This window comes from Enterobacter sp. MGH120, from assembly GCF_001037725.1.
GTDB classification, from domain to species: Bacteria; Pseudomonadota; Gammaproteobacteria; order Enterobacterales; family Enterobacteriaceae; genus Enterobacter; species Enterobacter hormaechei_C.
Map to the genome: position 1 here is coordinate 3,535,457 of NZ_KQ089940.1, position 15,239 is coordinate 3,550,695.

Sequence of the window (15,239 nt, forward strand, 5' to 3'; positions counted from 1 at the left end):
CAAGCGGAGAGGGATTTTCTCATGCGTATTTTGTTTGTAGGCCCGCCTCTCTATGGGCTGCTGTATCCTGTGCTGTCTCTGGCACAGGCGTTTCGCGTTAACGGCCATGAAGTGCTGATCGCCAGCGGAGGAAAATTCGCCCAAAAAGCGGCAGAAGCAGGGCTGGTGGTATTTGACGCCGCACCCGGTTTTGATTCTGAAGCTGACTATCGCCGCCGCGAGGCACAGCGAAAAGAAAGCAACATCGGCACAAAAATGGGCAACTTCTCATTCTTCAGCGAAGAGATGGCCGACCACCTGGTGGAGTTTGCCGGACACTGGCGGCCCGATCTCATCATCTACCCGCCGCTCGGCGTCATCGGGCCTCTGATTGCCGCCAAATACGATATACCGGTCGTAATGCAAACCGTCGGCTTCGGCCATACGCCCTGGCATATCAAAGGCGTAACGCGTTCGCTCGCGGACGCCTATCATCGCCACGGCGTTGGGGCCGCACCGCGCGATATGGCCTGGATCGACGTAACACCACCGAGCATGAGCATTCTTGAAAACGACGGAGAACCCATTATTCCCATGCAGTACGTCCCGTACAACGGCGGCGCGGTGTGGGAACCGTGGTGGGAGAGGACGCCCGACCGTAAACGTCTGCTGGTGAGTCTCGGTACCGTCAAACCGATGGTCGACGGCCTTGACCTGATCGCCTGGGTGATGGATTCCGCCAGTGAAGTCGATGCCGAGATCATCCTGCATCTTTCGGCCAATGCGCGGTCGGATCTGCGCTCACTGCCCTCAAATGTTCGCCTGGTCGACTGGATACCCATGGGAGCCTTCCTGAACGGCGCAGATGGCTTCATTCATCATGGTGGCGCGGGCAATACCCTGACGGCGCTGCACGCCGGTATTCCACAGATCGTCTTCGGCCAGGGTGCCGATCGCCCGGTAAATGCCCGCGCTGTTGTCGAACGCGGCTGCGGGATCATCCCCGGCGACGACGGCCTGTCGAGCAGCATGATCAATGCTTTCCTCGACAATCGCGCGCTTCGCGACGCCTCTGAAGAGGTAGCGGCGGAAATGGCAGCGCAACCCTGTCCGAGCGAGGTGGCGAAAAGCCTGATCGCGAGGGTACAGAAAGGGTAGCCACTACGCCGTCATGACGATCATACGCCAGCACGCATCCAGGAGATACGCCCGTAACAATGCGGGACCGGATCGGGCTGGCGCTTTTTTTTGCACAGCGATCCGACTTGGATCCTATTGTTTACAGACGGAGGAGGCTTAATGCCTGCGACTCACTCTCCCACTCCTGCGCGGTCCTGGATAGTTCGACTGGCACGCGTGTGCTGGGAACGTAAGAAACTTAGCATCATCGTAGTGGTAGCGTCGGTCTCGACCATTCTGCTGGCCGCGCTGACGCCGTTGCTGACAAGGCAAGCGGTGAACGACGCGCTGGCGGGCAATCCGACTCGTCTGCCGTGGCTGGCCTGCGGGCTATTGCTGATTGCCTTTTTTGATTTCATCGGTAACTACGTGCGCCGCGGTTATGCCGGGGAGCTCTCGCTATGGGTGCAGCACACCCTGCGAGGACGGGCATTCGACAGTATTCAAAAACTTGACGGCGCAGGCCAGGACGCACTGCGCACCGGGCAGGTGATTTCACGAACCAACAGCGATCTGCAGCAGGTGCATACCCTGCTACAGATGTGCCCGGTGCCGCTGGCGGTGTTCACTTATTACATTGCCGGCATTGCCGTGATGCTGTGGATGTCACCCGCCATGACGCTCATCGTCGTGTGCGTACTGGCATGCCTGGCTATCACTGCGCTGCGTGCTCGTCGCCGGGTCTTCGCGCAAACCGGGCTGGCCTCGGACCGACTGGCAAATCTCACCGAACATATGCGCGAGGTGCTGGCGCAGATCTCAGTGGTAAAATCCTGCGTGGCGGAGCTGCGTGAAACGCGCTGGCTTGATCGCCAGTCGCGGCAGATGGTGCGGGTACGCATCGGCGCGGCCATCTCGCAGGCGATGCCAGGCGCCACCATGCTGGCGCTACCGGTGCTCGGGCAAATCGTCCTGCTGTGCTACGGCGGCTGGTCGGTTATGCACGGGCGCATCGATCTCGGCACCTTCGTGGCGTTTGCCAGCTTCCTCGCGATGCTGACCGGGCCAACCCGTGTACTGGCATCGTTTCTGGTTATCGCCCAGCGCACCCAGGCGTCCGTGGAGCGCGTGTTTGCTCTGATCGACACCCGTTCGCAGATGGAAGACGGGACGGAGGCGGTTAACGGTCAGGTTATCGGGCTGCAACTGGAGAATATGAGCTTCGAGTACCGTGGCGGCAGACGCATCCTCAGCGATGTCTCCTTTTCCCTGCACGCCGGTGAAACGGTGGCGGTAGTGGGCGCATCGGGTTCCGGGAAATCCACGCTGCTGATGCTGCTGGCGCGTTTTTACGATCCCAGCGCCGGAGAGATATGGCTCAACACCAGCGCAGGCCGACAGAACCTCCGCGATCTCAGGCTGGAGGCGCTTCGTCGTCGGGTAGGCGTTGTGTTTGAGGATGCTTTTCTGTTTGCCGGTACGGTGGCGGAAAATATCGCCTACGGGCACCCTCAGGCAACGGCGGACGACATTCGCCTCGCGGCGAGGGCAGCAGGAGCCAGCGATTTTATCAACGCCCTGCCGAAAGGTTTCGATACCCAATTAACCGAACGCGGTACGAATCTTTCCGGCGGACAGAGGCAGCGAATCGCGCTGGCACGGGCGCTCATTACCGCGCCGGAAGTGTTGATCCTCGATGACACCACCTCGGCGGTCGATGCCGGTACTGAAGCGGAGATCAACACCGCGCTGAGTCGCTATGCTGACGAAAAGCATATGCTGCTGGTGATTGCCCGACGCCGTTCGACGCTTCAGTTAGCCAGCCGGATTGTGGTGCTGGATAAGGGCCGGGTGGTGGACACCGGAACCCAGGCAGAACTTGAAGCGCGCTGTCCGGCGTTCCGCGCGCTGATGACCGGCGACGGCGATTTCCTCGCGCCTTCCCACAGTGGGCCTAACGGATTGTGGCCGACCGTACCAGCGGCACAAGACGATGCGGCGCAGACGGGGGATAAAGGCTTTGTCGCCCGTATGACGCGCGTGCCGGAAAATGCAGTACAGCAGGCGCTGGCCGGTAAAGGCCGCAAAGTTACGTCGCTGCTGAAGCCCGTGGCGTGGATGTTCGTCATCGCCGCCCTGCTGATCGCCCTCGATTCGGCCGCAGGCGTCGGGGTACTGATACTGCTGCAGCGCGGCATTGACTCCGGCGTTGCCACAGGCGATATGTCGACTATCGGCCTCTGTGCCCTATTCGCCCTGTGCCTGGTGGCCGTGAGCTGGTGCTGTTATTCACTACAGACTGTCTTCGCCGCCAGAGCGGCAGAGTCAGTCCAGCATACGGTGCGCTTGCGCAGCTTCGGCCATATGCTGCGTCTTGGTCTCCCCTGGCATGAAAAGCATGTCGATTCGCGTCTGACCCGCATGACCGTAGATGTGGACTCTCTCGCCCGCTTTCTGCAAAACGGCCTTGCCGGTGCAGCCACCAGCCTGGTGACAATGTTCGCCATCGCCGCCGCCATGTTCTGGCTCGACCCGCTCCTGGCGCTGACGGCATTAAGCGCGGTGCCAGTGGTCGCACTGGCAACCTGGATTTATCGCCGCCTCAGCTCCCCTGCTTATGCGCAGGCGCGGCTGGAAATAGGCAAAGTCAACAGCACCCTGCAGGAGAAAGTCTCCGGCTTGCGCGTTGTGCAATCGCATGGCCAGCAGGAACAGGAAGCCGCCCGGCTGCGCGCGTTATCGGATCGGTTCCGTGCGACCCGCGTACGTGCGCAAAAATACCTTGCCGTCTATTTCCCGTTCCTGACCTTCTGCACCGAGGCCTCCTATGCCGCCGTTCTTCTGGTGGGTGCATCGCGAGTCGCCGAAGGCGAAATGACCGCCGGGGTGCTGGCGGCTTTCTTCCTGCTGCTGGGGCAATTCTATGGGCCAGTGCAGCAGTTATCAGGAATTGTCGACGCCTGGCAGCAGGCGACGGCCAGCGGCAAACATATTAATGAACTGCTGGCGACCGAAGGCACAGAGAACATCGAGCGCTCTTCCGCACCGCCCGCCACCGGCGCGCTGCATCTTGATGAGGTCACGTTCAGTTATCCCGACAGCCCTGAACCCGCGCTGAACAAACTTACCCTGACAATCCCTGAGGGAAGGGTCGTCGCGGTCGTTGGTCGCAGCGGTGCGGGTAAGTCAACGCTGATTAAGCTGATCGCCGGATTGTATTCCCCCACCCACGGCAGGATCAGCATTGGCGATCGGATAATTGATGATGCCTCGCTTGCCGATTACCGTCGCCAGATTGGGCTGGTCGATCAGGATGTGGCGTTGTTTAGTGGTGATATCGCGGAAAACATTCGTTATTCACGGCCATCCAGTACCAATGACGACGTTGAGATTGCCTCTCAACAGGCAGGGCTGTATGAGACGGTGCGCAATCTGCCGCAGGGATTCCGCACACCGGTGAATAACGGCGGTGCCGATCTGTCCGCAGGTCAGCGCCAGCTGATTGCGCTGGCCCGCGCACAACTGGCGAATGCTCACATCCTGCTGCTCGATGAAGCCACGTCACGCCTGGATCGCACATCCGAAGAGCGATTGATGTCATCGTTAACAGACGTCGCGCACGCCGGGAAGCACCTGGCGCTGATTGTGGCGCACCGTCTGACCACCGCGCAGCGCTGCGATCTGATTGCCGTTATCGATAAGGGGCAGCTTGCGGAATACGGCACCCACGAACAGCTGTTAGCGGCCGGCGGCCTCTACACCCGCTTGTGGCATGACAGCGTCGGCAGCTCTGTTCCCCATCGCCAGCACGACATCACGGGGGAAATCGTGGAAGAGTAATTGCGCACGTAAGACATTACAAAACACGCGCTAAAGCGGCTGTTCCCGGAATAGCCGCTTTAGCTATTTATACTGACACCCTTCATATTCAAAGAGAGTGAATGCTGAACATGCAACAACATCCCTCTGCTATCGCCAGGCTGCGCAGCCAGCTGGCAGCAGGCCACATTGCTAACCTTTCTGACTTCTGGCGAGACGCTGAGTCGCTAAATGTACCGCTGGTGACGCCAGTCGACGGAGCGAAAGACGAGCGTGATGTGACATTTCTGTGGCGCGCCAGGCACCCTCTACAGGGCGTTTATCTGCGTCTGAATCGGGTGACGGATAAAGAGCACGTGGCGAAAGGGATGATGACCGCCCTTCCCGCAACGGATATCTGGACTCTGACACTGCGTTTACCCGCAAGCTACTGCGGCTCCTATTCGCTGGTGGAAATCCCCCCCGGCACCCCGGCCGAGACGATTGCACAGTCCGGAGGCCGCTTTGCTACCCTCGTCGGGCACGCCGATCCGCTAAACAAAACGCCGGGGATCAACGTTCGGGGAAGCACACAGGAGTCGGTGCTGGCGCTTGATAAAGCCCCCGCCCAGTCCGAATGGCGCGGCGGGTCACCCAGCGGGCAATTGCTTACCTCGGCGCGCACTCTCGCCGGGGAATCGCGCCGGGTTCGGCTCTATCTGCCGGACGTTGATGTTTCGCAGCCCCTCGGCCTGGTGGTACTGCCCGATGGTGAAACCTGGTTCGATCACCTTGGCGTATGCGCGGCAATTGACGCCGCCATAAACAACGGACGCATCGTGCCTGTGGCTGTACTTGGCATCGACAATATCGATGAACACGAGCGAACTGCGATACTCGGCGGGCGCAGCGAGCTGATAAAGGATATCGCCGACCAGTTGTTGCCGACGATCCGCGCCGAACACCCGCAGCGGCGGTGGGCAGACCGTTCGCGCACCGTGCTGGCCGGACAGAGCCTCGGCGGGGTCAGCGCGCTCATGGCCGCTCGTTACGCACCGGAAACGTTCGGGCTGGCGCTCAGCCACTCCCCTTCGATGTGGTGGACGCCAGAGGGTGCCAGCCGGCCAAACGTGTTCAGCGAAACCGATACGTCATGGGTGAGCGAACATCTGCTTTCTGCCCCGCCGCAGGGCGTGCGCATCCGCCTGTGCGTGGGATCGCTGGAAGGTTCGACGGTACCCCACGTTCAGCGGCTGCATCAGCAGTTGCTTACCGCTGGCGTCGACAGCCATTGCGCAATGTATACCGGGGGTCACGATTACGCATGGTGGCGCGGCGCACTGATTGACGGGCTTGGTTTACTCCAGGGTTGACTTGACCCGCGAACACTTTCAGGCAACTGTACAGGCTTCCTGAATAAAGAAAATGTCACCTGCGGAAAAGGAATAAACATCAGATGTATGCCCGCGAGTATCGCCCAACACGCTCACGCAAGGCGCTTGTCACTCTTCTTTCTGGTCTCACCCTTATCTGGAATGCGCACGCTTTCGCAAAGCCGGATATGCAGCCACTGGGGCCGAATATCGCCGATAAAGGCTCTGCGTTTTACCATTTCAGCGTCAACTCGTTCGACTCCGCCGATGGCAGCCGCCATTATCGGGTATGGACGGCCGTGCCAAATAAAGCCGCACCGGCGTCGGGCTACCCGATTTTATATATGCTCGACGGCAACGCAGTTATGGACCGCCTGAACGACGACCTGCTCAAACAGCTGGCAGAAAAATCACCGCCGGTGATTGTGGCTGTCGGGTATCAGACCAACCTCCCCTTCGATCTCAACGGCAGGGCCTACGACTATACGCCAGCAGCAGAAAGCGGCAAAACGGATACCCGCAGCCGTAAGAGTGGGGGTAGCAACGACTTCCGCCAGTTACTGGAAACGCGTATAGCGCCAAAGGTGGAACAGGGATTGAATATCGATCGGCAGCGTCGCGGCCTGTGGGGGCACTCCTACGGCGGCCTGTTCGTGCTGGATGCATGGCTGTCTTCCCCTTATTTCCGGACGTATTACAGCGCCAGCCCGTCGTTGGGCAGAGGCCATGATGCGCTACTGAGCCGCATCACGGCGGTTGAGCCGTCGCAATACTGCGCCAGGCGCCTGATGATAATGGAAGGTTCGGCGACACCGGGCGATAACCGGGAAACGCATGCTGCCGGAGTGCTGACGAAAATTCATGCCACCCTCGCCACGCTGGAAGATAAAGGCGTCAATGCCGCCTTTTGGGATTTCCCAAACCTGGGACACGGGCCGATGTTCAACGCCTCCTTCCGCGGAGCGCTGTTAGATATCAGTGGTGAAAACGCAGGTAACACAGCAGGCTGTCATTCATTAAGCCGCTAAACACTGCCCGCCTTGACGCGGGCAGTACACCTGTAACACTACGATCAAAATGACGCGGTAACACCGGCATAATAAGCCCGGCCAGGCTCGTTATAGGTATTCGCCCCTTCGGAAGATCGGTAAATCTGTTTATCTAAGATATTGCTGACACCAACGTTAAGACGCAGATTTTTATTAATATCGTAATTGAAGTTCGTCCCCACCAGCGAATAAGCGCCCAGCTCTTTACCTGACAGACCGCCAGTATCTTCACTACGAGTTTCCGAATGAGTACGCGGTTTTTGTCTGCCGTATAACGTCCAGTTGACGCTGGCAGAGAACGCCTGGGTGATGGTCCAGTCAAGCGAGTTATTAATGGTGTATTTCGGGATGATCGACAGCGGGTTACCGGTGTCTTTTTGCTCCGAGGTGATCATCCAGGTGGCATTGGTATTCCAGTTCAGACGATCTTTCACCAGCGGGAACGCCATGCTGGCTTCGATACCGTCCACCAGCGCTTTCCCGCCGTTCTGCCACTGGAGAATATATGCGCCGGAAGCGGTTTGCCCGATAACATTATCGCCGGCCACGATCTTATTCTGGTAGTCATTGCGGAAGTAGGTCACGCTGGCATGGTAATCTTCCCAGGCGAACTCCAGCCCAATTTCTTTATTGATGCTAATTTCCGGATCGAGATCTTTATTACCGATCAGATAGCAGCCGCCCGATGTAATATCTTTTGGACAACCGTTGCCTTTCGAGTAGAGCAGATAACCTTCGCTGGATTGATACAGGTTTGGTGCTTTAAAGGTTCGGGCAATCCCCGCTTTGACTTTGAAGTAATCCCCCAATTCCTGCGAGAGGTTCAGGCTGGGGCTGAAGTTACCGCCGGACTCGTTGAGATAATCAAAGCGCAGGCCGGGAATGATATTCGTGCCGGGAACCGGCTCAATATTATCTTCAATATACAGCGCACTGATTTGGGAATGGTTTTTACTGCTGCGATCCGCAGCCGAGCCAGAAATGCCGCCGATATCACTGTCATCCACGGTCAGGCTGGTAGAGGAAGGATCGTCGAGCTCATCGCGGCTCCACTCCGCACCCACGGTCAGCGTTTGATCGACCAGCGCATTCAGCGGAATATTAAGCTCGCCGCTGGTTCGCCAGGAGCTCAGGCGATTGGTCGTGAACTTTTCATCCGCCGAAATACGCCCTTCACCGCCTCCGGATAATCCTTCATTCATGCGGGTGTTATTGGTTTTCTCGTAATAGACACCAAAACGGCTTTGACCCCAGTCCCAGATACCATTATGTGTAATGCCATAATTCTGCCGGTACAGGCGGTTCGTCTCTTCGCCGGATTTCGCCAGGCTTTCAGTGACGGCACTGGAAGAACTGTTTTGCGTATCGCCCGCATAGATATTCCCCTGACGGCTATATCCGGCTTCGAAATCGATAATTTGCTGCGGATTTAATTTCCACGAGACAACGCCGTTAATATCTTTGTTGCGCACCCCTTCATGCCCGGCCGCGTTTTTCGTACCGGCCGAGGAGTTAATATCCCAGCTGTCGGCATCGGTTTTATTCAGGTTTCCGTACAGGCGCATGGTCAGCGCATCGCCAGCCAGCGGCCCGCTAAGGCTGAAGTTGGCGCGACGCGTAGCGCCTTCGTCGCTGCTTTCCGGCTGGTTGGTGTATAACGACAGCGAACCGTGCCAGTCGTTGGTAGGGCGTTTGGTAATGATGTTCACCACCCCGCCCGCTGCGCCCGAACCGTAGCGTGCCGCCGCAGGGCCGCGGATCACTTCAATACGCTCAACCTGTTCCGGTGGCACCCAGTTGGTGTCGCCGCGGGTATCACGCTCTCCACGCCAGCTATAACGCACGGCGTTGCGCGACGTCACCGGCACACCATCAATTAAAATTAAGGTGTTCTCCGGCCCCATGCCGCGAATGTCGATCTGGCGGTTATTACCACGTGTACCCGAGGCGCTGTTGCCGGTCAGATTGACACCGGGCATTTTGCGAATAATATCGGAGAGATCGTTGACCGGAGGGTTCTTTTTAATATCTTCGCTGGTAATAATCGACACGCCCGGCTGCTGTTTGAGTACCTGCTCAGCGGTGGCTTCCACCACCAGGGTCTCGTCGTTATCATCGGAGGATTTTGCCAGTGATACCTGACTGTTCAACCCTGCCAGGAGCGCAGTGAGCGGCCAGAAGATCTTGATAATTCTCATACCCATTCCCTAATACATGCCTAACGTAAAAGTGATCGATCGTTAAGCTCACATCCTTGCCAGATATTTTAAACTGCCATTATTTTTATAATAAGAATGATAATTAATATCATTTGGAGAGGATTAAGGCAATCCTTAATACACGGATGCGCGCATTAATGAAACGCACGCATTGGCCCGGAGTGATTCTTCCCGGGTACCACCCTGTGCGTTCGTAAAGCTGGCATACTGAAACAGCGGAAGAAGAGAACAGCCCATTGGTATTTCGTGTAGTGACATAACGTTAATATGTCATTACAAGGGAACGCAGCCCCGGTAAGCGCAAGCGCCACCGGGGAAAGAAAGGTTATTGTTGCGCTAACTGATTGCGACGGTACTCGCCCTGGCGCTCCAGCATCCAGCCAGGATACTCGCGCGGCAGCGCGCTGACCGCATCCAGCTGTTTCAGCTCATCATCGCTCAGCTGAATGCCGGTTGCGGCAATGTTGTCATCCAACTGATCGACCCGTTTCGCCCCGATGATGACGCTGGTCACCGCTTTCTGGTGCAGCAGCCACGCCAGCGCGATTTGCGCCACGGAAACGCCTTTACTTTCAGCGATGGTACGCATCACGTCCACGCAGTCGAAGGCGCGATCTTTATTCACTGGCGGGAAGTCGAACGCCAGGCGACGACTACCGGCCGCGCTCTGCCCGTCGCGATCGTATTTTCCGCTCAGCAGACCACCCGCCAGCGGGCTCCATACCATCAACCCGACGCCTTCGCTCTGCATCATCGGCACCAGTTCGCGCTCAAGGTCGCGCCCGGCGATGGTGTAGTACGCCTGCAATGAGGCAAAACGCGCCAGCCCCAGACGCTCAGAGATGCCGAGCGCTTTGGCAATCTGCCATGCCGCCCAGTTCGAGACGCCGATATAGCGTACGTGACCGTGCTGCATAAGATTATCCAGCGCGTAAAGCGTCTCCTCGATGGGGGTCGCGGGGTCGAAACCGTGCAGCTGATAGAGATCGATATGATCCAGCTGCAAGCGACGCAGGCTCTCCTTCACGCCGCTGATGATGTGATAGCGCGAGCTACCGCGCGAGTTCACCCCCCGCTGTGCCGGTTTCACCGAACACCTTGGTGGCAACGACCACGTTTTCGCGCGGAATTTTCAGGTTCTTCAGCGCCTGCCCGGTGATCTCCTCTGAACGCCCTTCCGAGTAGACATCTGCCGTGTCGATAAAATTGATCCCGGCGTCCAGCGCGCGGCCCACCAGCTGCTCGGCGTCGCTTTGCTGAAGCTGACCAATTTTGCCCCACATGCCGCCTTCACCGCCGAAGGTCATGGTGCCGAGGCAGAGTTCAGAAACAAACAGTCCGGTATTGCCCAGTTTTTGATAACGCATAACGCTTTCCTCGCATGTCGATTGGGTGTCTGTTAGTTATACCCGCCCCCCAGCCATCGCGAATGTGGCGTTCCTGTCCGTTTCTTGCCCAATCCTCTGAATCTATCCGCGTGGGGCGTCGCCAAAGACGCTGTAGTCTGGCAGCCGCACCTGCTGATATGGCTCCCAGCCGCCGCCGAGGGCTTTGTAGAGCGCCACCAGGTCAAGCGCGCTCTGCACCTGCGCCTGCGCCCGCTGCTGTTCGGCCTGAGCGAGCTGACGCTGGGCGTCCAGCACGTCGATAAAGCTGGCGATCCCCTGCCGGTAGCTGTCGCTGGCGAGATCAAAAGCGTTTTGCAACGCGTCGATGGTTTTCGCCAGGCCCGCTTCACGCTGCTGGTCGGTGCGATAGCTCACCAGCGCGTTTTCAACGTCGCCGAGCGCCGTCAGTACCGTCTGGCGATAGTCCAGCACTGCCGCCCCCTGCTGCGCGCGAGCCACCTTGACGCTGGAGACCAGCCGACCGCCCTGGAAAATCGGTATGGAAACCTGCGGGCCAAAGCTGTAGAAGTGGCTGCTCCAGTCGGTCAGCCAGTTAGATTCGCTGTTACGCAGGCCAAACTGTCCGGAGAGGGTAAAGCTCGGGAACAGCTCTGCCACCGAGACGCCAATCTGCGCCGTGGCGGCATGGAGATTCGCCTCGGCTTCGCGCACGTCCGGGCGACGGCGCGCCAGGGTGGACGGAATACCGGTCTGCACAATATCCGGCAGGGCGGGCATCGGCTGCACGGATTGCAGTTCGGCATCCAGCGCGCCCGGCGGCTTACCAAGGAGGATCGCCAGCCCGTTCATCGCCTGGCGTTCCTGCGCCTGATACTGCGGCAGCTGCGCTTCAAGATTGCCCAGCTGCGCCCGGGCATTTTCCACGTCCATCTGCGGCGACAGCCCGCCCCGCTGGCGGCTTTCGGTCAGATCCAGCGTCTGCTGCGCGCTTTCAATTTGCGTATTAAGCGTGGCAATGATGCTCTGCGCCCCACGCAGCTGTAGCCACGCCCGCGCCACTTCGGCTTCCAGCGAGACCAGCGCATCGTTACGCTGCTCGATCGCCGCCCGCTGCTGCGCCTCGGCCGCTTCTACCTGACGGCGCACCTTGCCCCACAGGTCGATTTCCCACTGGGCGTCGAAGCTGCCCTGATAGAGGTTTATCGGCTGCGTCAGCGGGCCTAACGCGCCCCGCAGTTCAGGATCGACATTATTCAACTGGTCATACACGCCGTGGGATTTCAGCTCCCCTTCCAGCCCAAGCTGCTGGCGCGTCGCCTGCACATTGCCATTCACCGACGGGAAAAACGCCCCGCCGGCCTGGTTAATCTGTTCGCGCGCGCCGGCAATGCGTAATACCGTTTGCTGTAGCGTCAGATTCCCGGCGATGGCGCGTTCAATCAGGCTGTCGAGCTGCGGCGAGCCGAAGGTTTTCCACCAGCGCGGGTTAGTGGCCGCGGAGGAAGTTTGCGATTTCACCGCGCTGTCGCCCTTATCGTTCCAGTGCGTGGTGGCGGGCGGTGCTGGCTGTTGGTAGTCCGGCCCGACGGCGCAGCCCACCAGCAGCATCATTATCATCAGGGGGTGTAAACGTCTGTGTATCATCAGTGTGCTCCTGCACTCCCCTCGCTCTTAACCGGCGAGAGCAACAAACAAAACGGAATCAGTAATAGGGCCACCGCGCTCAGAATGGTGAAGACGTCGATGTAGGCCAGAAAGCGCGACTGCTCGATCATCGTCTGGTACATCCGCCCGGTGGCAATGCCGGTCGGATCGCCCACCTGAGTGGTGAAGTTCTGGATCGCCTGGGCGCTTTCGCGAATCGCCAGCTGGAACTGCTCGTTAAACGGCGAAGCGTGGTAAGCCAGATGCGCGCTGTGCGCCTGCGAGCGCTCGGTGATCGCCGCCGTCGAGAGCGAAATCCCAATCGAGCCGGCCACGTTGCGGAACATGGTAAACAGCGCCGCCGCGTCGGCGTTAAGCCGCCTCGGGATCGAGATAAAGGCGATGGTGGTCAGCGGCACAAACAGGAACCCCAGCCCTATCGACTGCGCGCTGCGGAACAGCACCAGCGTTTCGAAGTCGATATCCGGCGTCAGCGTGCGGGACCAGAAGAACGACACCGCCAGGCAGGTAAAGCCGAAGGCGATGATCCAGCGCGTCTGCACCACCGGCATCAGCTTTAGCACCAGCGGGATGGTCAGCACAATCAGCACCGCGCCGGGCGAGAGCACCAGCCCGGACCAGGTGGCGGTATAGCCCAAATCCTGCTGCGCCAGCTGCGGAATAACCACCGAACTGCCGTACAGGATCATCGCCATCCCCGCCATCAGCAGGCTGGAGATCGCAAAGTTGCGGTCCTTCATACAGTGCAGATCCACCACCGGCTTTCTGGCATACATCAGCCAGTAGATCGCGCCGATAATGCCGACCAGCGTCAGTACTGCGAAGGTGCGGATAAAGTTCGAATAGAACCAGTCATCATCTTCGCCCCGGTCGAGCATCACCTGCAAACAGCCAAGACCGAGGGCGATCAGGCCAATCCCCGTCCAGTCGACGGTGAGCTTCTCTTCCGACTTTTTCTCCCATGGCGGATCTTCCAGCAGCTGATAGATGGCCAGCACCGTCACAATCCCTACCGGGATATTGATAAAGAACACCCAGCGCCAGGAGTAGTTATCGGTGATCCAGCCCCCCAGCGTGGGACCGAGTACCGGCGCGACGATAATGGCAATGGATGAAAGGCCAAAGGCTTTGCCCCTGTCCTCCGGCTTAAAGTAGTCGAGTAGCACCGACTGCTGGGTAGGCTGCAACCCGCCGCCAAAGAACCCCTGCATCACGCGGAACAGGATGATTTGCCATAGCTCGGTGGCGATGCCGCACAGGAACGAGCAGATGGTGAACATCACAATGCAGATCAGGAAGAACTGCTTGCGACCAAACAGGCGGCTCAGAAAGGCCGAAATCGGCAGCACGATGCCGTTCGCCACCAGGTAGCTGGTGAGCACCCAGGTGGATTCGTCATAGCTGGCCGAGAGCGACCCCGCGACGTGGGGCAACGCCACGTTGACGATGGTGGTGTCCAGAATTTCCATAAACACCGCCAGGGTGACCACAATCGCCACCGCCCACGGGTTACTGGCGGGCTTCCAGTTATCGTGGCTGTGATCCGTCATTCCACGGTGACCTTCGGTTCAACCGACAGCCCCAGCGGCAGCGGCTTGTTCGGATCCAGCCCTTTATCAATGACGATTTTCACCGGCACGCGCTGAACGATCTTCACAAAGTTACCGGTGGCGTTTTCCGACGGGAAGGCGGAGAAGCGCGAGCCGCTGCCCTGCTGGATGCTGTCGATATGGCCTTCCAGCTCCATATCCGGCCAGGCATCGACGGACACGGTCACTTTGTCGCCCGGCTTCATGCGCTCAAGCTGCGACTCCTTGAAGTTCGCCACCACCCACACGTTCGGGGAAACCAGCGAGAACAGCGCCGTACCTGCCTGCACCAGCGTACCGGGCTGGACGTTGCGTTTGGTGACAAAACCGTCGAACGGGGCGCGGACTTCGGTATAAGAGAGGTTCAGGTTGGCGGTTTCCAGCTGCGCTCTGGCCTGATCGACCTGCCGTTCGCGGGCTTCGACGTTGGTCTCCTGCTGGCGGATTTGCAGCTGAACCTGCTCCGCCACTTCCAGCTGCGCCTGCGCGCTGGCCAGACCCGCCTGGGCACTCCGCAGTTGAGCGTTCGCGGCATCGATACTTTGTTGCGTGGTCGCGCGCGGGTCAACGCCGCGCTGACGGCGGTACTCCGCCTGCGCGTTGGCCATATCCGCCTGGGCTTTCAGTACCTGGGCTTTGGCTTCATCGCGCTGAGCGGGATATTGCACCTTCGAGAGCGCCAGCTGCGCCTGCGCCTGATGCAACTGCGCAACCGCCAGCCCAAGCTGGGCCTGGGCCTGATCGCGCTGGGCGGTGGTATCACGCGGATCGATCACCACCAGCACATCCCCTTTCTTCACGCGCTGGTTATCCCGCACGCGAAGTTCGGTGACGTAGCCTGCCGTTTTTGGGGCAATGGTCACTACGTCGCCGTCGGTGAAGGCGTCGTCGGTGGTCTCTTCGTTACGGGTTAAAAACCACCAGACCAGCGCCACAATCACCATCACGATGACCACGATGCCAAGGATAATTAACGGTTTTTTCCCCGGGCGCTTGCGCTCGTTATTGTTTTGATCCTGCTTGTCAGCAGGTGGGTTTTGATCTTCTGCCATAGTTCAGCAACAGTCCTGTCAGTGAGCGGCATCACACTATGCCGTTC

At 59.0% G+C, this 15,239-nt stretch carries 8 protein-coding genes and 1 pseudogene; 4 read left to right on the forward strand and 5 right to left on the reverse strand.

The features are described from left to right. The first annotated feature begins 21 nt into the window (after positions 1–21). The 4 genes from iroB (at position 22) to SK54_RS16535 (ending at position 7,297) form a co-directional block, all read left to right on the forward strand. Positions 22–1,137, forward strand: a complete 1,116-nt coding sequence (iroB, locus tag SK54_RS16520; RefSeq protein WP_017384908.1) for a salmochelin biosynthesis C-glycosyltransferase IroB — start codon at positions 22–24, stop codon at positions 1,135–1,137. Between the two features lie 141 nt (positions 1,138–1,278). Next, on the forward strand, positions 1,279–4,938 hold the full coding sequence (gene iroC, locus SK54_RS16525; RefSeq protein WP_048247624.1) for a salmochelin/enterobactin export ABC transporter IroC: 3,660 nt from the start codon (positions 1,279–1,281) through the stop codon (positions 4,936–4,938). Between the two features lie 101 nt (positions 4,939–5,039). Next, the gene (locus tag SK54_RS16530; RefSeq protein WP_017384910.1) at positions 5,040–6,269 is read left to right on the forward strand and encodes an esterase family protein; all 1,230 of its coding nucleotides are present in this window, start codon (positions 5,040–5,042) and stop codon (positions 6,267–6,269) included. Positions 6,270–6,352: 83 nt separating this feature from the next. Further along, complete coding sequence (locus SK54_RS16535) at positions 6,353–7,297, forward strand: alpha/beta hydrolase (protein WP_015571052.1); 945 nt, start codon at positions 6,353–6,355, stop codon at positions 7,295–7,297. Between the two features lie 44 nt (positions 7,298–7,341). Here SK54_RS16535 and iroN read toward each other — a convergent pair whose 3' ends face one another. From iroN to SK54_RS16560, 5 genes and pseudogenes are all read right to left on the reverse strand, one after another. After that, positions 7,342–9,516, reverse strand: coding sequence for a siderophore salmochelin receptor IroN (iroN, locus tag SK54_RS16540; protein ID WP_023303341.1), 2,175 nt, complete (start codon positions 9,514–9,516; stop codon positions 7,342–7,344). Between the two features lie 346 nt (positions 9,517–9,862). Then, a pseudogene (locus SK54_RS16545) lies at positions 9,863–10,904 on the reverse strand (aldo/keto reductase). 102 nt (positions 10,905–11,006) lie between these two features. Then, a complete protein-coding gene (locus tag SK54_RS16550) occupies positions 11,007–12,530 on the reverse strand; it encodes an efflux transporter outer membrane subunit (protein WP_017384913.1) in 1,524 nt (507 codons plus the stop codon). After that, on the reverse strand, positions 12,530–14,101 hold the full coding sequence (locus SK54_RS16555) for a DHA2 family efflux MFS transporter permease subunit (RefSeq protein WP_015571056.1): 1,572 nt from the start codon (positions 14,099–14,101) through the stop codon (positions 12,530–12,532). The genes SK54_RS16550 and SK54_RS16555 overlap by 1 nt, the downstream gene beginning before the upstream one ends. Further along, positions 14,098–15,192, reverse strand: a complete 1,095-nt coding sequence (locus tag SK54_RS16560; protein ID WP_039271277.1) for an HlyD family secretion protein — start codon at positions 15,190–15,192, stop codon at positions 14,098–14,100. Before SK54_RS16560 ends, SK54_RS16555 begins: the two co-directional genes overlap by 4 nt. Positions 15,193–15,239 lie beyond the last annotated feature (47 nt).